The 19,472-nt window shown below is 34.3% G+C and carries 28 protein-coding genes; 6 read left to right on the forward strand and 22 right to left on the reverse strand.

Going from position 1 to position 19,472, the window contains the following annotated elements:
* Positions 1–543: 543 nt before the first annotated feature.
* The 11 genes from QZU81_RS03270 to rnc all read right to left on the reverse strand — a co-directional run bounded on the left by QZU81_RS03270 (position 544) and on the right by rnc (position 9,575).
* The gene (locus QZU81_RS03270; protein ID WP_295589410.1) at positions 544–1,992 is read right to left on the reverse strand and encodes an asparagine synthase-related protein; all 1,449 of its coding nucleotides are present in this window, start codon (positions 1,990–1,992) and stop codon (positions 544–546) included.
* Between the two features lie 69 nt (positions 1,993–2,061).
* Complete coding sequence (locus QZU81_RS03275; protein WP_292823887.1) at positions 2,062–2,337, reverse strand: zinc ribbon domain-containing protein; 276 nt, start codon at positions 2,335–2,337, stop codon at positions 2,062–2,064.
* 71 nt (positions 2,338–2,408) lie between these two features.
* Entirely contained in the window at positions 2,409–3,134 is a 726-nt protein-coding gene (locus QZU81_RS03280; RefSeq protein WP_295589412.1) for an ABC transporter permease, read from the reverse strand.
* Between the two features lie 9 nt (positions 3,135–3,143).
* Positions 3,144–4,064 (reverse strand): ABC transporter ATP-binding protein, encoded by a 921-nt coding sequence (locus QZU81_RS03285; RefSeq protein ID WP_295589413.1) that lies wholly within the window; start codon positions 4,062–4,064, stop codon positions 3,144–3,146.
* Between the two features lie 60 nt (positions 4,065–4,124).
* Entirely contained in the window at positions 4,125–4,961 is an 837-nt protein-coding gene (locus QZU81_RS03290) for a DUF4013 domain-containing protein (RefSeq protein ID WP_295589415.1), read from the reverse strand.
* Between the two features lie 10 nt (positions 4,962–4,971).
* Positions 4,972–5,703 (reverse strand): DUF4013 domain-containing protein, encoded by a 732-nt coding sequence (locus tag QZU81_RS03295; RefSeq protein ID WP_295589416.1) that lies wholly within the window; start codon positions 5,701–5,703, stop codon positions 4,972–4,974.
* Between the two features lie 10 nt (positions 5,704–5,713).
* Complete coding sequence (locus QZU81_RS03300; RefSeq protein ID WP_116591747.1) at positions 5,714–5,950, reverse strand: helix-turn-helix transcriptional regulator; 237 nt, start codon at positions 5,948–5,950, stop codon at positions 5,714–5,716.
* 435 nt (positions 5,951–6,385) lie between these two features.
* Complete coding sequence (locus QZU81_RS03305) at positions 6,386–6,700, reverse strand: AzlD domain-containing protein (RefSeq protein WP_292823903.1); 315 nt, start codon at positions 6,698–6,700, stop codon at positions 6,386–6,388.
* Positions 6,700–7,395: an AzlC family ABC transporter permease gene (locus tag QZU81_RS03310; protein WP_342764256.1), complete on the reverse strand. Its 696-nt coding sequence runs from the start codon at positions 7,393–7,395 to the stop codon at positions 6,700–6,702. Before QZU81_RS03310 ends, QZU81_RS03305 begins: the two co-directional genes overlap by 1 nt.
* 41 nt (positions 7,396–7,436) lie before the next feature.
* Positions 7,437–8,903 (reverse strand): homoserine O-acetyltransferase, encoded by a 1,467-nt coding sequence (locus tag QZU81_RS03315; RefSeq protein ID WP_295589417.1) that lies wholly within the window; start codon positions 8,901–8,903, stop codon positions 7,437–7,439.
* Positions 8,904–9,575 (reverse strand): ribonuclease III, encoded by a 672-nt coding sequence (rnc, locus tag QZU81_RS03320; protein ID WP_295589418.1) that lies wholly within the window; start codon positions 9,573–9,575, stop codon positions 8,904–8,906.
* 163 nt (positions 9,576–9,738) lie between these two features.
* Between rnc and QZU81_RS03325 the strand changes: the two genes are divergently transcribed.
* Positions 9,739–10,074: a hypothetical protein gene (locus QZU81_RS03325; protein WP_292823912.1), complete on the forward strand. Its 336-nt coding sequence runs from the start codon at positions 9,739–9,741 to the stop codon at positions 10,072–10,074.
* A 15-nt stretch (positions 10,075–10,089) separates the two neighbouring features.
* On the opposite strand, the gene QZU81_RS03330 is transcribed toward QZU81_RS03325, so the two are convergent.
* From QZU81_RS03330 to QZU81_RS03345, 4 genes are all read right to left on the reverse strand, one after another.
* On the reverse strand, positions 10,090–10,482 hold the full coding sequence (locus QZU81_RS03330; RefSeq protein WP_295589420.1) for a hypothetical protein: 393 nt from the start codon (positions 10,480–10,482) through the stop codon (positions 10,090–10,092).
* Between the two features lie 4 nt (positions 10,483–10,486).
* Positions 10,487–10,897 (reverse strand): hypothetical protein, encoded by a 411-nt coding sequence (locus tag QZU81_RS03335; RefSeq protein WP_295589422.1) that lies wholly within the window; start codon positions 10,895–10,897, stop codon positions 10,487–10,489.
* A 150-nt stretch (positions 10,898–11,047) separates the two neighbouring features.
* Positions 11,048–11,236 (reverse strand): 50S ribosomal protein L37e, encoded by a 189-nt coding sequence (locus QZU81_RS03340; protein WP_067042784.1) that lies wholly within the window; start codon positions 11,234–11,236, stop codon positions 11,048–11,050.
* Between the two features lie 59 nt (positions 11,237–11,295).
* A complete protein-coding gene (locus tag QZU81_RS03345) occupies positions 11,296–11,526 on the reverse strand; it encodes an LSm family protein (RefSeq protein ID WP_116591755.1) in 231 nt (76 codons plus the stop codon).
* A gap of 301 nt (positions 11,527–11,827) precedes the next feature.
* Between QZU81_RS03345 and QZU81_RS03350 the strand changes: the two genes are divergently transcribed.
* From QZU81_RS03350 to arfB, 3 genes are read left to right on the forward strand one after another with little or no spacing between them, the layout of a single operon-like run.
* Complete coding sequence (locus QZU81_RS03350; RefSeq protein ID WP_295589424.1) at positions 11,828–12,334, forward strand: type II toxin-antitoxin system antitoxin SocA domain-containing protein; 507 nt, start codon at positions 11,828–11,830, stop codon at positions 12,332–12,334.
* A 55-nt stretch (positions 12,335–12,389) separates the two neighbouring features.
* Positions 12,390–12,872, forward strand: coding sequence for an RNA-binding protein (locus QZU81_RS03355; RefSeq protein WP_292823923.1), 483 nt, complete (start codon positions 12,390–12,392; stop codon positions 12,870–12,872).
* Between the two features lie 11 nt (positions 12,873–12,883).
* On the forward strand, positions 12,884–13,576 hold the full coding sequence (gene arfB, locus QZU81_RS03360) for a 2-amino-5-formylamino-6-ribosylaminopyrimidin-4(3H)-one 5'-monophosphate deformylase (RefSeq protein ID WP_292823926.1): 693 nt from the start codon (positions 12,884–12,886) through the stop codon (positions 13,574–13,576).
* Between the two features lie 8 nt (positions 13,577–13,584).
* Here arfB and QZU81_RS03365 read toward each other — a convergent pair whose 3' ends face one another.
* On the reverse strand, positions 13,585–13,980 hold the full coding sequence (locus tag QZU81_RS03365) for a hypothetical protein (RefSeq protein ID WP_295589426.1): 396 nt from the start codon (positions 13,978–13,980) through the stop codon (positions 13,585–13,587).
* Between the two features lie 66 nt (positions 13,981–14,046).
* Between QZU81_RS03365 and QZU81_RS03370 the strand changes: the two genes are divergently transcribed.
* Positions 14,047–14,643, forward strand: a complete 597-nt coding sequence (locus tag QZU81_RS03370; RefSeq protein ID WP_295589428.1) for a YigZ family protein — start codon at positions 14,047–14,049, stop codon at positions 14,641–14,643.
* A 13-nt stretch (positions 14,644–14,656) separates the two neighbouring features.
* On the opposite strand, the gene QZU81_RS03375 is transcribed toward QZU81_RS03370, so the two are convergent.
* The 6 genes from QZU81_RS03375 to QZU81_RS03400 all read right to left on the reverse strand — a co-directional run bounded on the left by QZU81_RS03375 (position 14,657) and on the right by QZU81_RS03400 (position 17,692).
* A complete protein-coding gene (locus tag QZU81_RS03375; protein WP_292783789.1) occupies positions 14,657–14,767 on the reverse strand; it encodes a rubredoxin-like domain-containing protein in 111 nt (36 codons plus the stop codon).
* Positions 14,768–14,776: 9 nt separating this feature from the next.
* The gene (locus tag QZU81_RS03380; protein WP_292750918.1) at positions 14,777–14,896 is read right to left on the reverse strand and encodes a rubredoxin; all 120 of its coding nucleotides are present in this window, start codon (positions 14,894–14,896) and stop codon (positions 14,777–14,779) included.
* Between the two features lie 78 nt (positions 14,897–14,974).
* A complete protein-coding gene (locus QZU81_RS03385) occupies positions 14,975–15,136 on the reverse strand; it encodes a rubredoxin (protein ID WP_295589432.1) in 162 nt (53 codons plus the stop codon).
* 18 nt (positions 15,137–15,154) lie between these two features.
* Positions 15,155–15,742 carry an acyltransferase gene (locus QZU81_RS03390; protein ID WP_295589468.1) on the reverse strand — a complete coding sequence of 196 codons (588 nt, stop codon included), beginning with the start codon at positions 15,740–15,742 and terminating at the stop codon, positions 15,155–15,157.
* A gap of 377 nt (positions 15,743–16,119) precedes the next feature.
* Entirely contained in the window at positions 16,120–16,749 is a 630-nt protein-coding gene (locus QZU81_RS03395) for a zinc ribbon domain-containing protein (protein ID WP_295589434.1), read from the reverse strand.
* 85 nt (positions 16,750–16,834) lie between these two features.
* Entirely contained in the window at positions 16,835–17,692 is an 858-nt protein-coding gene (locus tag QZU81_RS03400; protein ID WP_295589435.1) for a DUF1002 domain-containing protein, read from the reverse strand.
* 243 nt (positions 17,693–17,935) lie between these two features.
* On the opposite strand from QZU81_RS03400, the gene QZU81_RS03405 reads away from it, so the two are divergent.
* On the forward strand, positions 17,936–19,432 hold the full coding sequence (locus QZU81_RS03405; protein WP_295589437.1) for a DUF3100 domain-containing protein: 1,497 nt from the start codon (positions 17,936–17,938) through the stop codon (positions 19,430–19,432).
* Positions 19,433–19,472: the final 40 nt, after the last annotated feature.

Genomic DNA, 19,472 nt, shown 5'->3' on the forward strand with positions numbered 1-19,472 from the left:
AATCCATTTGGAGTTTAAAAACTCTATTTGTATATTGTTGCAAATAATATATAAATCTAATCATCATTTATAAATTGCAAGGAGTGTACTTTCTATGCGAAACTGAACCCAAAGATGCACGGGTAAAGAACATCAAAAACAAAAGCATATAAAATTGTTTTTCCCTGCAATTTAAAGGAGAATTCATTAAGGCATCACATTAGATTAATTATTGCCAATGTGAATATTAACACTAAATACCATATTAACATGATATTTAAAGCAATTAAACATCTAATTTTGCTTAAAATATCCACAATGAATCCTCCTTTTAGATTTATTGGATTGCCAAGTAGAATTCTCATCAAAAAAAAAGAATTGAATCAAACTCATGAGAATATTATCAAATATAATATCACCTCCTTGGACTTAGGAGTTACAGTTTGATTCTTATATTAAATTTAAAAATATTTAAACCTTTATTTTATAATTTAAGAACTAAAAATTGCTTTAAACTAATAAAATTGTATTAAAATAAAAAATAGGTTAAAACAGGAAAAATTATTATAAATATTTTGAAATATCTGTATCTTTAATAATTTTCTTCCTTAAGATTTTATCGATACCTGTCCCATATTGTGCTGCCTTTTTGGGCCTGTAGGCTATTTCATAGTCAAGGCCTTCTTCAAAAGCCAATTTTCTTAAGATGCTTTTCCTCATATCATCATGCATTGAAACAATCTTTTTGTTGTCAGGAATATTTAATACAAGCTCAACAAGAGTCTTATCCAAAAATGGCAATCTTAACTCAACGCCATTGAGCATAGAGCATGCATCATCCCTTTCCAGATTAACATGATACATGTTGGACATGTCAACTCTCAAATCGTAATTTAGTGTACCGTCAACAAAGCTTTTAAGATATCTTTTATATCCTCCAAACAGCTCATCAGCACCTTGGCCTGAAAAGGCTACTTTAATGCCGTCATCAGCCACCATTTTGGTTGCAAAATAAGTAGTCAATCCTACGCCTACCTTCATCAGATTGTCATCCCCGATGGCCTTGACAACTTGAGGCAACGCTTCACGCACCAACTCTTCTGTGACTTCACATATTTCCAAATCCATATTCAGGAATTTTGAAGCGTAAATTGCAGCTTCAACATCCTGTGAGCCTTCGGCGCCCACTGCATAAAGCTTGACTTTCAATGGTATGTTTTCTGAAATCTCTTTTAAAAGAAGAGCTAAATATGAACTGTCAAGACCACCTGAAAATATTACACCAAGCTCCCGTAATCCTTCAACTCTTTTAATAACGCTTAATCTTAACATCTTGTCTATTTTAGCTACGTCACCATCAAAGATCTTTTCATAGATTGCTTGAGATGGAGATATATCCTCCCAGTTGTAAAGTATGTGTTCAGGTTTTAATGTGTCAATGTCAGTTAATCCCACTTCCTTTAATGATTGTCTGGTTGATGCGAATCCTTTAATGTCCTTATTTTGGGAGTAGAACAATGGCTTTACACCTAACGGATCTCTTGCAATTGCCAGATTTTCCCCGTCATATACTGCAAAGGCATAATCGCCGTCAATTAATCTGATTGCCGCTTGAACTGCCTTAAGCAAGTCCATCTTTTTGGCATAGAAATCTATTAGATATAATAAAATTTCGCTGTCTGAGGTAATTTCCTCTTCAACGCCCACCTTATTCAAGAAATTCTTCATAGTTCTGAAGTTATATATCTCGCCATTGAAAACAAGAGTCAGATTGTCATTTGAAATCGGCTGTGTTCTTGATACTCTTTCATTCAAATCATATATTGAAAGCAGATTGTGGCCAAAAGCTATCTCATAATCATTATCATCGTTAAATTCATCCAAGTCAATGTCTGTATAAATCTTATCCAAACAAACTCCTGAAGAATCCTGACCTCTGTTTTTTGAGGCTTTAAGCATTTTTACAATATCATTTCCCTTAAAATTGCCTTGCAGGCCAACAATAGAACACATGATATAATATTATAAACTAATAATACTTAAAATTTTAAAAAAAAAAGAAAAAGAAAAAAAGTGAGCTGATTAATCATTTGCCCATCTTTTTAATTTAGGAAATACTTCCTTCATCATTGCGCTTGCTTCATCCTTGTCAATTTCCGGATGAACTTCAACCATTTTGCCGATGCAGAAATTCATCATCTCATCCATTGTCATGTCTGAAGTGAATTCACCATCTTTAAAGCAGTACATGCAGTAATCTTCATTTTTGCTGCCGTCTGCATTGGTTCCGAAGAGTTCTTCATCAGCTAAAGGCATTGCACATGATTGACAGAATTTTTGGTTTTCAAAGTCATTCATCATATCACCATCAACTATATTTTACCACCATCATATTTAAATCAATACATAGAGCATTTGAATACTAATGATTATATCGCCACGTCGGTTTTAGTGAAATAAATGTAAGAAATAGCCAATCCTATTAAGAAAGTGACCAAAATAATCCCATAAGATACTGTTGGGCTTGTTGCATATTCCGCTATTTCACCGGAGGCTATTAGATATGGACAAACCCAAGGCACGTACGGAGCCCAAGTTTGGCCATAAATAAGCATATTCACCAGTGTCAAACCTGCACCGCCAACCATTGCAGGCACCATATTTGTAATGAACAATGAAAGAAATACAAATGGGGAGAATGTTAAAAACAGCAGGATATTTGCAAACAGAAGCTGTGCAAAGCTATCCATAAACAACTTTAACGTGAAACCCTCAAGACCTGCAATGAAACCGAAGACAAGTGCTGAAAGACTTGTAACAACAGTCAAGATTAAAATCCACACCAGAAACATCACATATTTGCTTGCCAGGAATTTTCCTCTGGATATCGGAATGGTCAGCATGGTCTTTAGAGTATGTTCGTTATATTCCCTTCCGAATAGATAGGATATCATTATTGAAAAAAGCATGATAGCAAACAATGCTGACATGTACATGTTCACATTGGTGAACAGCATGTCGAAAGTGCTTCCCTCATCAAATGCAAAAACTGCAATAAACATTAACAAAGGAGGAAGAACTGCCCCCATTAAGCTTAACAAAAATATATTTGACCTTTTAAGCTTTAGAAATTCCATTTTAATAAAAGTTAACATATTATCACCTCAATTATTAGAAACAAATCGTGTGAAGAACTCCTCCAGGTTTTCTTCACATAAGTTCACTTTTTTAACGTCGACACCTGCCTTGACAAATAATGCATTGAACTTATCCCTCATTTCCAAATGAGAATACAGACAGATTTTTCCATCAATATTAAAAGTGAAATCGCTGTTATCCCTAAGATCCAATTTCTTTAAAATATTGACCGCCAAATCAACATCGGATACTTCGAATTCGACATGCTTATTCAATTTTCTGAACAGTTCATCTCGTGTAAACTCTTCAATCAAAATTCCCTCATCCATGACTCCGATTACATCAGCAATATTTTCAATTTCACTTAGGATATGGGATGAAATCAAAATGGTTATTCCGAATTCATGGGATAGCCTTTTAAGCAATGTTCTGATTTCCTTGATTCCAAATGGGTCAAGACCGTTGATTGGCTCATCCAGAATCAGCAATTCCGGACTATGCATGATTGCTGCAGCTATTCCTAGACGCTGCTTCATGCCTAACGAAAAATCCTTGAATTTTTTTGATTTTTCCTGGTCCAGATTGACCATTTTAAGAACTGAATTTATATTGACAGGATTATATTCTCCCCTTAGCTTCGCAATGATTTTCAAGTTTTCATAAGCGGTTAAATTTTCATAAAATCCTGGAGTTTCAATGATGGAACCGATTTTTGGGTAAATTTCCTTTGAGTATTTTTTAGGATCTTTTCCAAAAAGGAATACCTCTCCACTGCTTGGATATGTGAGATTCAAAAGCATGCACATTGTTGTGGTCTTTCCGGCTCCGTTTTTACCCAATAGCCCATAGATTTTACCTTTTTCAACATGCATATTAATAGAATCAACAACTTTAGTTTTGGAATATATTTTTGACAAATCCTTTGTTTCGATGACATAGTCTGCCATGGCTAAAACCTCCAATAAATAACATGAAAAAATAAAGTGGAATGTTTAAAAACATTCCATCTATTTGATTGATTCTCTATAGATTGATCCACACACTCTGTTGAAGAATAATCCCATATAAGAGTCTATGAACAAACCTTCGATTATCGCAATAACTATTGATATGACAAATGCCTGATTGTTGATAATTGCTGCGAACAATACTGTTATAAAGCTTAGTATGAATCCTACTGCAACAGAAATAATCATCATCACAATTAATGTGAACAGAATTATTCCGACATACTTTCCCCATCCAAGATTTGAAATATTATCAATTATCTCTCCGAAATCAAATGCCTTTTTGAGACTGTCATGGGCAATCATGTTGTTTAATGCCATGAGAAGGAGGAAATATGCAATTATGAATAACAGCATTGAAATTAAGAGGACAATTGGAAATATTGATGATTCTCCTGCCAATGCTGCTCCACCCACCAATATGAGTATCGGAAGGATATTATATGCCAATATGACAATGCAATATTTTATTCCATTTACAAACATGGACAGGATGTCGCCAAATCCGGGAAGGTCTTCTTTCTTATCTATTGAGAATTTTATAATATCATATTGATATCCCATTATCAGCAATGAGACGATAAAGGTAACAATAGTCAAGCCCGCTACAAGATACATATCGCCAACAGGCAGCTGTGAAATGGGAATGTGTGAAACAGTACCGTTAGTCTTTTCAGCTATATGCACAGCGGCTCTGAAAATATCCAACGATTTTGCGCCAATGAATGTTGAGACTACACTTATTAATGCAAATAGAGCTCCAAAGCTTAGAAGTTTTTTAATGTCATTGAAAGGATATTTCAATCCTTCCACTACACAGTCAGTTATACTTGCCATCATAATCACCTCATATTTGCATTGTATACAATAATCCCATTGATCTTGATGCGAATATGCTCAAGTACGGTCCAACAATAAACATTGATATTGCTGTGTTGACTAATGCTCCTAATACAAATACTCCGCTTGGGTCAGCACCTAAAACCGCACCTGAAATTCCAAATAATGTAAAAATGATTCCAATGAGTGCGGTAACAACAACTGAAATGACAATGACTATGATTATCAGTCCAATATAGGTTAAAATGCATTCAAACCATCCAATTTCATCAATCACTTCTTTTATCTCACTTAGGGCAAACGCTTTTGAAAATGCTCCGTCATTATATGCCATGTGGCATATTCCCATTTGGCTCATTAGGCATGCAGCTACGCCAACAATCAAGGTAATCAAACATCCGATAAGCATTAGAGCGCTTGATGCTACGCCGGATACATTACCTGCAATAAGTGCAAACACGAAAAAGATAATCATCGGCACAATCAGATACAGAACCTGAACAATAACAACCTTTACACCATCAACAAACATGTCAATCGGGTCATCGAAGCCCGGAAGAGGATCCCTTCCGTTGATTATTCCATGTACTGCAGTATTAATAACTCTATAATTATATCCTGTAATCAAGAATGCAGGCAGCAATAAGAAACTGAATAAACAGATTACTCCCAAAATCACTAATGTCTTCCAGTCCTTGGCGGAATATTCTAGTGAATCTTTGTATATATCTAAAATCATCTTTTATCACCTAATAGTAATCATCATCGAAAATGAATATTTCTTCCATAACAAAATACTTTTCTCGATCTCCTTTAAACATCATTTTATTAAAAACCTGGGTTATCTCATATGCTAAAAATAAAGATGGATTATATCTACCATTTTCCAGCGCATTTATGGTTTGTCGGGTGACTCCAACTTTATCCCCAAGTTCTTTTTGGCTCATCTTGAGCTCTTGTCTTAAATATTTAATCATGGTTCTCATAGTATTCCCACAAATTAATTCATTTTTGCAAAAAGTATTTAAGTACATTAGTAATTATGTTAAAAACTAATTACTTATGTTAATGTTACATTACATAGTATATAAACTTAACTGTTTATAATAAAATTAATATAATAAGTGTAAATTAATAAAAACAAGTTAAAATAACTTTATTTTATATAAATATAATATTTAATAAAAATTTTAAGAATAAAATAAATAATTGATGTTAAATAATTAATTAAATAGATTTTAAATATTTTTTAATAGAAAAATTAAAAACGAAACATTTATATATTAGGTAATTAATCTTTAACATATGTAACATATCATTAACACATTTAGATGTTACATGGTCTCAAGCAGAAAATCAAAATTAGACTTACACATTTATCAATCCATTTTCCCTTTAATATCTGCTTGGGACTAAAAAAATTAGAAGAAAGGAACAATTGAATAAACGCTTATTAAAACAACCACGGTTAAAATTACAATAGCTCCGAGAGGGACCTTCTTCCAGGCAAGCCCTGCAGCCACAACCGCACCAATCAAACCGATATACCATAATTGACTGTCAACTGTCAATACTCCAGGACATATTAAAGCCGCAAGAGCGGTATATGGAATTAAATTCAAAAATTTCTCCACTTTAGGAGAGAAATTCAATTTATCTATGAATAATGCCGGAATCAACCTTGGAATGAATGTTACGATTGCACAGCCTAAAATAACCAACATGATATAATCCATTAGGCATCACCTGAAATCAGATATTCGTCATCAACAATATACATTCCAGCAGCTGCACCTATAAGTGTAGCGACAATCAAGGACCAATTTCCCAAGAATTGGCCTAAAACAACATTTAAAACTGCAGTTATTAAAACCAAAAGTGCAATCTGCTTGTTTTCTTTAACGGCAGGAGTCAAAATTGCAACAAACAATGCATACAGTGAAATGTTAAAACTGTTTGTAACGATTACCGGAAGCAAATCCAAAAGTACAACACCAATTCCCGCTCCAAAGCACCAGCTTAACCAGGCGGTTATTGCAATTCCAAGATAAGTCCAAATGCTTGAATCTTCACTTAATGAAAACATTGCAAATGACTCGTCAACAGTTACATGAGCCGCCAGAATGTTCAAACCCACATTTGAATCTTCGATTTGATTTAAAACGCATGTTGACATTACGAAATATCTTAAATTTACAACAAAATTTGTCAATATAATCGCCATTGCAGTTGCACCGCTAAGAACCATCGATGCGGCAATGATCTGTCCTGCACCTGCATAAACTAAAAAGGACATTGAAATTGTCTCAAGGGGTGTCATTCCCGCCTTTATGGCAATTGCAGCATATCCAATACCCATCGGAACATATCCGAATGTGATTGGAATACCCTTTTTAGCACCATCGATAAACTTAGATTTACGTGAAATAATAACGACTCCAGAAAATTAAAATAAATAAAAAAAGAAGTAATTTAACCGAGTAAATTACTAATTTGATCTGTTGTGATAAGGCCTAAAACCTTCATGTTCTCATCAACAACCGGAAGACAGGATATGTCAAATTTGCGCATTTGACGGGCGACTTCCTCTATGGTGTCGCCGGCATTACAATACTTGACGGTTGTTGTCATTATATCCGTTAAATGATTTGAATTAGTAGCTACTGATTTAGCCAAGTCCCAACTTGTAACAATTCCAATGAGTTTATAATCATCAGTAACAACAGGAATATGAGTTACATGCTTATCCAACATTAATTTAGCCGCTTCGGTTACATCCGCATTGCCTCTGATTGTAGCTATCTCTTCCATCATTATATCCTCAACAATGCTGTCTGAGAGGAATTTCATGAAGATATAGTTAAGCTGCCCTGTTTCAAGCAAGAATGCATCATGCCCATAATTTGATTTGATTTCGGAATATGAAACCTCAACATCATTAGCGTTGAGGGCTGTGACAATTTCCATGCTCTGTTCTGATGGATATAGCCAATCGGAATCTACTGAAATCACTTCAACTTTGGCTTCAACATCCTTAAGACCATCAATCAATGAATTGCTGATGGACAAGTCAAACAAATCGACAGCCTTTGTAATGTATAGATAGCTGTTAGCGTCAAAACGCTTTACGAATGTTTCCCCTTGATGTTTCAGGTAGCTTTCAACTTGGAAATCAACTGTGAAATCGTAACTGATTTCATCCTTATCCTGAAGTCCACGTCCAAACTTAATGTCCATTGATTCATCACTTAAATATGTGATGTGAGCAATCATGCGCGCAAGGGACAATCCGTTGCTTGGAATTTTGCCTGTTTCATAGTAATTTCCATTATTCCAATTAGGATCGGAGAATATTGACTGGCGACCCACTGCATTAAAAGCTATTTGCTGAGGGTAGGACATTGCCGCTGTAGCTATAGGTATCGCCTTTTTCATCATTTTAGGGTATGATACCATCCACTGGAGAACCTGCATTCCGCCCATGGACCCGCCAATGACTGCAGCCAATTGTGTAATTCCAAAGTGGTCAACCAACTTTTTCTGAACATTGACCATGTCTCTGATTGTAATAACCGGGAACTCAAGACCGTATTCCTTTTCTGTCTTTGGATTGATTGAACTAGGGCCAGTTGTTCCTTTACATCCTCCTAATACATTAGAACAGATTATGAAGTATTTTTCACTATCTAATGCCTTGCCTGGACCTATTACTATCTCCCACCAGCCAGGCTTCTTATCGCCTTCATGCCAACCTGCTGCATGGGCATCTCCTGTTAAAGCATGACAAACTAGAATAGCATTGGATTTTTCCTTATTGAGTTGACCATAAGTTTCATAGGCAATTGTGACTTCATCAAGAACCTTTCCACTGTCCAATTCAATCGGTTCCTTGATGTCAAGATATTCTGTTTTAACAATACCTACAGATTCTTCATACATTTAAAACACCTTAATATTTAATTTTTCAATAGCTATTTTAGCAGCCGCTTGTTCTGCCTCTTTCTTATTCTTTCCTTTTCCAACTCCCATTTCAACACCATCAATCAAAATGGATATGATGAATGTCTTATCATGGGGCACTCCAAATTCTTTCAATATCTTATATGAAATATCCAATTCCTTTGCGTCGCCGTATTCCTTCATTGCTGATTTATAATCTGCAAAGAATATTTTATTTTCATCAATATATTTAAATATTGTCTTAGATATGTACTCTTTTGCAAAATCCATTCCCTGATCCAGGAATATCGCACCAAGAAATGACTCAAAAATATCCGCTGTAATGGACAAAATCTCATTTTTAGTCAGATTTGATTCCTCGGCGGCTACTTTAAGGTAATCTTGAAGTCCCAAATCATGAGAGTAATAGATTAATGCTGATTGACAGACATAATTCGCCCTTAACTTGGTTAATTTACCCTCTTCAAATTGAGGATATTTCTGATATAAATATTCAGATACAATTAAACTTAAGACAGAATCACCTAAGTATTCCAATCTTTCATAATTATAATCTAATTTATGCTGTGTTGAATAGGAACCATGTGTGAACGCCATTTCATATAAATGTTCATTTTCAGTTTTTATGCCAAATTTTTCAAATAAATTCATAAATAAAGCCCAGATTTAATTAAATAGTATATTAATAAATTTGAAATTTTAATTATATATAACTAATTATTTTGAAGTTGGAAAATAATACTTTTCAAATGCTCTCGCTCTTTGCTTATATGCTATTAATAGCCAAATTAAAAAATAAAAAGGATTTGGTAATATGATAGTTAACTGGCAAGAAGAAATAACAAGAATTGACCCTGATATAAAGTTCAGAGCACAAGGCGGCTGGTTGAAAACCGTCGAAAAACTAGACAAAAGCGTAAAAAATGGATTTTCCCTTGTTGGAGAATTTGTTCAGGCCGGAGATTTTGAAGAAAATTATGATGAAGGTCTATACCTTGACTGCAATAAGGAAGGAAGTGCTAAAAAGCCTCAGCAGGACTACAGGCTATTCCGATTTAGAGACGGCAAGGTAAGGCTGCTCGATATGGTAATTGATGGTTCGCAAGGATGGGCGGTTGACTTATGGGAAGCCGTTGAAGACGAATTATAAAAAAAATAAAAAGGATTATTCTGAAATCTCACTTTTTAGCTTGAATTTAGAAAATCCTGTCCTTTGAATGTTCACTCTTGGATCCAAACATTTAGGCTCCTGTAAAAGAATAATTTTATGGTCTATATTTTGAGGGAGATTTTTTCCCTTACCATCAATTATTCCCCTAAAGCTTACAATGCTGTTTCCGGTTCCGCAGATATCTATATTTAATTTTTCAGAATTCAAGAAATCTTCAAAAAAGATTTCCAGATCCATTATTTCAAATACAGGGCCAACATAGCTTATGGCCATCAAACCATTTTCATTTTCTCTGATTTTAACCCTTCTTTGATCTAACTTAATGGATTCATTTGTCTTTTTGTTGGTAAGTACAACATAATTTGAAAATTGAGAATCGAACATCATATCCCTATCCTATGTGGCAAAATTCACAGCAAGCGCATGTCGGAGCAAAGTATGAATCTTCAGGCTCGACAATAGCCTTTTGTGCAAACAGTGTAATGTTGAATTTCGGATGGTATTCGGCACTGACTTCCTTGTTGATTGGAGATAGGCCTCTGTAATAAACCGGCCTGTAGCCAGTTTGTGAAATATCAAAGTAGAATTTTTCTCCTGTTGCAAACTTATTGAAATATTCCTCTAGCTTCAATGTTTCTTTTGGAGGCAATGAAAAGGTAAAACCCATTGTATCATCACTTCTTTGCCTAATTCCGGCATTGGTTATGTCAACAGCCAATATATCATCGTTGCCTCTTATAAAGACAACACAGTTTTCCAAATCTACATCATATTCTTTAGCAATATCTTTTAACTCGGTCATAAAAGACCTCCTAAAAAAATGTTTAATTTAATTATAATATCAATAGTTATATAAATCTATCTAAAAAAAGCAGTCTATTTTGAAATTAATCTGATTAAAAAAAGTAGTTTGAAGAAGATTAATTTAATAATCTTCATAGTTTTTACCAACTTATACTAATCTTTGCCTAGTAGTTGGTTTTTTGTTTTGCCAGCTGTATCTCCTTAATTTTTTAGATTTACCAAATCCACAGGAAGCACAGACTTTTTTACGTATATGATAAGTGTTTCTACCACATCTTCTGCATCTGATATGGGTCTTTTTATTCTTTTTACCCATTGATGGAGTTCCCTTTGACATTGATACACCTCCCTAGTTTATCATTAGAATATAATCTCGAAAAAAGTATTGAATAATATTTATGGTGAAATATAAACAATATTGTCTCCTCTAATGAGTACAACACCGAGTCTTCTAGTAACTTCTCCGTCTTGTAACTCTTCTGCATCATTAAGAACTAAATTCATGTGTAAATCAAAGCTCTTAAGTATACCTCTAAATTCACGATCTCCTTTGAGTTTTATTAAAACTGGAGAGTCTACAGATTTCCCTAATGCATCAAGTGGTCTTTGAACATTTTGTCCGCTCATTATATCACCTTATATTATTACAAATTTTAGTTTTTTAATATGAATGGAGTAAGTAATACCCCTTATTAGACATAATATAATCAAGTTAAGATAAGACAAAACCTAATTAAAACTAATACTATTAATTATAAATAACCTACTATATAAATGTTACTTTATTTTAGGCAAAAAGAATGAAAAAATAACAACAATACCAATTATTAACTTAATCGTATTTATATTATTTTTCAAATGCTCTCTGACATCACTTAAAAATAAAACCGCACAAAAATACAATCAACCAACCATCACCGGTAACACCATGCAACTTAATCGTGAAAAATATATTGACGTGATAATGTACATTTTGGCTAGATGCTGCAACAAGCCCAATCTGGGAAAAACCGTGCTCTGCAGCATACTGTATTTCATTGACTCCAATTATTATGAGCTTTACGGCAAGCTGCTCACAAAGGAAACATACGTCAAATCAAAAAGAGGAATAAAGCCAACACACTTTAAAGAGGTTACAGAAGACCTGATTTCCTCAAAAAAGCTTTTTTTAAGAAAGGAACCGTACTACCACAGAACCATCCACAGATATTACCTGACAATAATCCCCTCGATCAAATTTAGTAGAGAGGAGCTTGAAATAATAGATTTCTCAATCAACGCACTATGCAATAACAATGCCAGCACAATAATGAAATATGCAATAAAAGATCCGCCATTAATGATAGCGGATTTTGGTGAAAATATAGATTATCGCTATGTTTTTTGCAGAAATCACAAATATTCAGCAAGAAAAATTAAAATATCAAATAAATAAATTTATTTATTCTTAATACAAAATATTATTCATTAAAATATTATTCGGGATTGACATGGCTATAAAAGTTAAAAAAAGAAATTTCTTGAAAAAAAAGAAAATAAAAGAAATTAAAGCGGAATTAGGCGAATACGGCAACTTACTTCAAGGAAAGAAAAATGTTGAAATACTTGAGGCCGAACCTAATTCATTCATTCTTGTGGATGGCGAACCGTACATCATACTGATTGATGAAAGACCATTTCCAACATTAAAGGCAGCATTAGCCAATGAAATCGATGCGAAAACCGTGACTGTAGACATGGGTGCAATCAGATTCGTAAGCAATGGTGCAGACATAATGAGCCCTGGAATTGTAGCGACATCAGAAGGTGTCGAAGCAGGCGACATTGTCCTGATTATTGATGAAACTCATGGAAAACCATTAGCTATTGGAGTGAGTTTAATCAGCGGTGAGGAAATGGTTGAAAACGATTCCGGAAAGGCAGTTGAAACCAAACATTATGTCGGTGACGATATCTGGAACTTTGAAATATAAACGGTGATAACATGGCCGAATTAAGATACAGAGCCGGTAAAATAAGAGATCCTGGAGTTCATAAGATAGGCATTATAGCGCTTGGTTCACACTTGGAAAACCACGGACCTGCACTACCAATCGATACCGACGCCAAAATTGGAGCGCATATCGCATTTCAATCCTCCCTTAAGACAGGAGCTAAATTTTTAGGAATAATCTTTCCAGCTTATGAATTGGATACAATAGACCATGGAGTGCACGTTTCCCTTGACACATTAAAAGAAAATGTTATTACAACCCTTAATTCTGCTAAAAAATTCTTGGATATTGAAAAAGTCGTTATTGTTAATGCTCATGGAGGAAACATTCCTTTAATGGCAGAATTATGGGATATTGAAGATGAAACTGATATGGCAATCATATTTAACAATAAGGTAATCTCATCAGAAGGCCCTCATGGCGGCAGCGGAGAATTATCAATGGCAAAGGTATTGGGCATCATTAATGACGATGAAGTTATAAATCAAGCTAATGTCGATGAATATGAGGAAGTTGGCCTATATGGATTTAAGCAAGCACGCAAAGATGATCCGAACATTGAAGAAGGTGCACGTGACGTTGAAGAAAACGGTGTTTATGTAGATGAAGAGTACGGAGAAAGACTGTTCAATTTAGCTATTAACTCCGTAATCCTTGATGTCGAAAAGCTATTGGACTTTTAGAATAACCGTTATTCGTCAGTTGTAGTTTCCACATTAGAAGTAGAAGTGTGTGACTCTGTTGTAGTTTCTACCTCAGAAGTGCTTGACTCAGTAGAACTTTGCTGGCTACTACTTGAATCAGATGAAGAACTATCTGTTGTAGTCTCTACATAGGAATCATCTGAAGATGAACTATCTGAACTTGATGAGCTATAATCACTATAATCCTCTTGATAACCATAGCTTTCGCCGTTATTTCCTGTATCATCCGTAATGGCTGAAAGGTTATCCAAAATACTTCCCGAATTACTTTCATTAGGTAAAATTGATATTGGTCCAGTCATAGATGCACAAACGCAAGCTAGACAGAATGCAATAATAGCTACAATAAAAATTACTAGAACTTTTGCAGACCTGCTTGACAACAATATCACCTCATAAAAATTAATAACAATAATATGTTTAATTTAATATAAAAAGATATTGATACAATGAAAACTATTAAAAAAGCAATACAAAGTGAAATAAACATTAAAAAATCCCAGTTTATTTGCACATTGGTTCCAACCAAATCAAAAGCGGAATCCAAAGCTGTGATTCAAAAATTAAATGAACAGTACAATGATGCGACCCATAACTGTACAGCATATATTGTAAATGATGGAGAAGGCTTTGACGATGACGGCGAACCTGGCGGAACTGCCGGAAAACCTATGATCAATGTTTTAAGAAAAAACGAGCTTCACAATGTAACTGCTGTCGTTACAAGATACTTCGGAGGAATAAAACTTGGTGCCGGAGGCCTTGTAAGGGCTTATTCAAAATCTGTAATGGAAGCTATCGGCGAAGCTGAAATACTTGAAATTGAAGAGTATGATGTTTATGAAATTGTTTTTGAATACTCAGACATTAAAACAGCCGACAGTGAAGTCAGAAACAATAGTCTAGACGTGATAAATAAAGAATATTCAGATAAGGTCAGCTATGAAATTGTATCAAAAGACAACAGAGATATCCTAAAAATATTTGAGAAATACTCTGGAAAAATAAGCGTTAATTTTAAAAATAAGCAATTTTTAGAAAAATAAATAAATGAAGAACTTATTGTTCTTCAAAATTTGCAGCAGGTACACCGCAGACAGGGCAGGTGTAATCTTCTGGTAATTCGTCTTCTTCTAAAACGAAACCACATACCTTACAAACGTAAGCCATTTAAAACACCTATTCCACTTTTTCGAACATGTCAGCAGTTGCGCCGCACATAGGACATTTAAAGTCTTCTGGGAGTTCTTCAAATTCTTCAGTTGTGTATCCGCAAAGTTTACATTTAAATTTTGCCATTTTTAACAATCTCCTTAAAAGTTCTATTAAATTATATAATTTAATTAATATTATCTTTCACTTTATCAATATATAAAATTATTTAAATTTTTCAAACATTGCCTTTGGCATTCTGCATTTAGGGCATTTGAATGAAGATGGCAAATCTTCAAATTTGGTGCCCTCAGGAATGTTCAAACCTTCTTCATAATTATCTTCATCGATGATATATCCACAAATTTTACACTTATATTGAGCCATAAAATAATCTCCTTTTAATTAAAACCTATTAGGGACTTTCAAGTGGTCTGGAAGCGGTTTGATACGTGCCGGTGTTCCAATAGCCAAATAAAATGGTGGAACGGAATGAATAACAATAGCTCCAGCAGCAACAATGGATCCTTCACCTATCTCAACATTGGATAAGAATGTTGTGTTACCTCCAATTGAAGCACCACGTCTGATTTTAGGTCCCTGAAGTTCATAATTGATTCTTACAGGATATTTATCATTTGTAAAACAAGCACAAGGTCCGATAAATACATTATCCTCAATTACAGAATTGGTCGGAATATATACATTGGATTGGATGCTGACATCATTTCCTATGATTACATCTCCTTCAATGACTGTATTGGTTCCAATCAATACATCGTCTCCAATATTGGTGTTTTCACGAATTACAACGTTGTGTCCTGTTCTAAAATTATCCCCAATGACCACATCATTGTAGATAATTGAATTGGACCTGATTGTGTAGTTTCTACCGACTACTGGAGGCTTTGAATTAGGAGCATATTCAACACCGAATTGAATATTCTGCTCTTTAAATTTGTCTAACTCTGGTTCTGGATAATCAGGTTGGATAGATTCTCTTTTGATGACTGGTCTTTCATATATTACTTCCTCTCTTGGAGGCTGTGCATAGTAATTATCCTGTTGATAGACCCTTCTTGGAGGCTGTGAATATAGCCTGTCTTCTCTTGGCATAGCTACTTGAGGCTGCCTTTGATAATAAGGATTCTCCTCAAATCGTTCATAAGGTTTTTCTCGACTTTTTGATTGCCTATCACCAAGAGTTTGTGAAAATCTAACCATAATATCAAACCTACATTTAATTAAAATAATTTGTTAGTGAATTAATTTATGTCTTCAATTAGTATATATAGTAGATGGTTTTGTTTTTGAAGAATTTACAATATTAACATGAAAATGTATTTTAACTTACAAAAAAAGAAAAAAAATTAGATATTTTCTTTTAAAAAATATCCCAAATAAATTCCCAAATATGATGCAACAGGAATTACTAAAATTAATATGAATATTTTAAGATATCCGCTCAAATCAAATGACGGAACATAATTTGAAGCAGTTGATTGAGATGTACCTGTATAAGTAGGAGTAGAACCGCTACCCGGGAAAATTGAACTTAACATGCCGAAGATTCCCATTAAAAATGTGAAAATTAAACCTATCACACATAGAACTACAGAGTATACGCATCCCATATGCACTAAAAAGTTAGGCAATACATATGACTGATCATTGCAACCAAAGTATCCTAAAAATATCCCCGCAAGGAATACTGAAAATGTTACTGTTAATATAATGTATGTTAAAAAGTCTATTGAACCGTTAGCCATTACTGAAGACCAAAATATCGAACCAACAAACAGGAATATTCCAAATACTATAAATGAGTATACAATTATTGGAAAGCTTGTTTTTTGAGTTAGATTATCAAAAAAGCCAAGTGGCATGTTTTTTTGCTCAAGTGAAACATTATTTCGTAAATCATAACCGCATTCACTACAAAATTCATTATCAATGTCAAGTTCACATCCACAATTAGGACAGTGTTTTACATTATTCATTTAAAACCTCCTTGTTATTAATTTATTAATAAGTTAATAAAAAGATTGTGTTAAATGACAAAAATTAAAAAAAGAAAAATAGGAATTAAATCCCATTAACAAAGGATTTAATCCAGTCTAAAAGACCATCAAGTGAAAATCCACTTGCTGAACTATTGCCTAAAATATCACCCACTTGGTCTTTGTAGTAGTTTACGTCCCCCTGAACGTTTTGCACTTGCTCAATGGAATCCGCCAAGTTTTCAATATCCACATTTGTTATGTTGATGTTATTGTTTTCAACATAGTTGTTGATGATATTGACGATTGTGTCGTGATCTGTAACGTTATCTGCTGACACTTCATCTTTTACTTGATTTACAAGGTCTGATAGTTCATTTGCATCTACGCCGGAGTTTTCAACGATTTCCGCTTCAGTGTAGATTTCATCGTTTGCAGCTTCTTTTACGCTGTCCGGAATTTCAACATCGGTCACTTCCTCATAAGAGTTCATTATTCCTGCAAGAGCGGATTCACCGGTTGCTTGAACAGGACTTGTCACATAAACATGGCCTTTAGTAATTCCAGCTGATTTCAAGGCTGAAATGTACATGTCACCAGTTATTGTGGTGATTTTTGATTTATCAACGCTCACTTTCAAATCAGCATTATCATTTAAATCAACAAGCGCTGAGGACAATATTTGATTTGAATTGTAATATTTTCCTGTAATTCCACCTGAGATTTGATTTACTTGATTTGCTGAAATTGTTTTTACACCAACATTATTTATATCAACATTCGCTTGGCTGACAAAGAAATTGTCAACGAAAGATTTGTAGTCTGAATTTGAATAGGTTGTCTCACCATAAGTTATTACAACATTGGAATCAGTTGAAAATCCTGCTGGGATTAACATGCCAACAAGGATTAATGCTAATACTAGTACAGTAGTCTTGCGCATTTTTATCACCTCTTTTAAATTCCTATCATAAGTTAGCGAAAGTAGTATTTAAATGTTGCAGTTTTCTGGAAAATATATCATTCAAAAACTGAAGATTTTAATATGAATTTAAACATTGACATTCACTAAAATGCTTTAAAACAACAGTCATATTTTTATATTTCTAAAAATAGAATTTTAAGTATCTCTGAATATATCTAAACAAAAAGTAAACATTTGTGCAAGCTATAGATTTTAAACTGAGTGTTTGATAAGATATTATTCAAAATTAGGAGGGATTTTATTTCTGACGACAATACGCAACATATGCATGAACAGCAAAAATTGGACAAGCATATGAATGAACAGCATATGCACAAACAGCATATGCACAGTCAACGCAGATTTAAGCAACACCGACTTAGAAGAAGAGCAGATAGGGCAATTAAAAGAAGACCTCCGTGGAGAGAGTATACTTTAACTTTTGTCGTGTTGATTTTAGTTGTCATTTCAATGTATATTGGAGTTATAGAGATTAAAATAACAGATACAATCAGCTTTTTACTATTGCCTTTAATATACTCTTTGGTTATGGGATTGGCTCTTTATTTGGCAAAACCATTTAAATACATAGATGAAGAACAGGCCAAAGTAGCTGAAGGAGTTATGGTTCTGCTTATTGGTGTTCTGATTTGTAAATTAGCTATTTCAAGCGGACAATCCATTGGCATTATTTTTCAGGTGGGTCCTGCTTTGGTTTTACAGCTTTTAGGTGATTTAGGTACTCTCATAGCATTGCCTGTCGCTTTGCTTTTAGGTTTTAGAAGAGAAGTTATCGGTATGGCAAGTTCCATTTGCCGTGAACCGAACTTGGGAATTATTATTGATAAGTATGGCTTTAACTCACCGGAAGCGCGAGGTGTTTTGGCTATTTTTGTTATAGGGTCCATTATCGGTACCCCATATATCAGTTTCTTATCAAGCATGTGTGTTTCACTCATACCATACCATCCATATGCCTTTGCAATGGCATCAGGTATCGGAAGTGCAAGTATGAATGCCGCTGCATTAGTTCCATTGGTTCATATGAACCCGGCCATAGCTACCCAACTCGAAGCTTTTGCAGGATGCAGTAATATCCTTTCATTCTGTTTGGGAATTTACATGTGCATGTTTATTTCCTTACCTCTTGCAGAAAAATTGTATAAATGGTTATCTCCAATTTTAGGTAAAGGTGATGCACACATTGATGATGACGGCTATGTTCCTGATGATATGGATGATGAAGATGAATCTATAGACAACTTGAATTCCGGTAAACTTAAAAGATGGGCTGCATTGCTATTTGGATTTTCAATCATTGTAGCCGTTGGAAGTGCCGTAGGTTATAATGCTTCCTTTGTTGGCGCATTTATTGCGATGATGATCATTTCTTTGATTACCATTATAGGCATGTCTCTTGAAAGGATTGTTCCAGTCCATATTCCATCAATTATCTTCATCAGCATAATCGGCTTGCTAGTGGCTATACCAGGCTCTCCAACAGCGGATTTTGTGGCTCATTATGTTTCTCAAGTTGAGTTAACAACAATCTGTACAGCATTTTTAGGTTACGTCGGTATTGCAATCGGTAAAAACTGGGATGAATTTAAGAGAATCGGTTGGAGAGGAGTCATTGTTGCTTTGATAGTGATTACCGGAACTTACCTTGGTTCTGCAACAATTGCAAACATAACTTTACTTTTAACCGGAATGATCTAATCAATCCATTCCATTTTTCTTTTTTTATTTTTTAATAGAA

Origin of the sequence: uncultured Methanobrevibacter sp. (assembly GCF_902770715.1) — an archaeon.
In the GTDB taxonomy this organism is placed as follows: Archaea; Methanobacteriota; Methanobacteria; order Methanobacteriales; family Methanobacteriaceae; genus Methanocatella.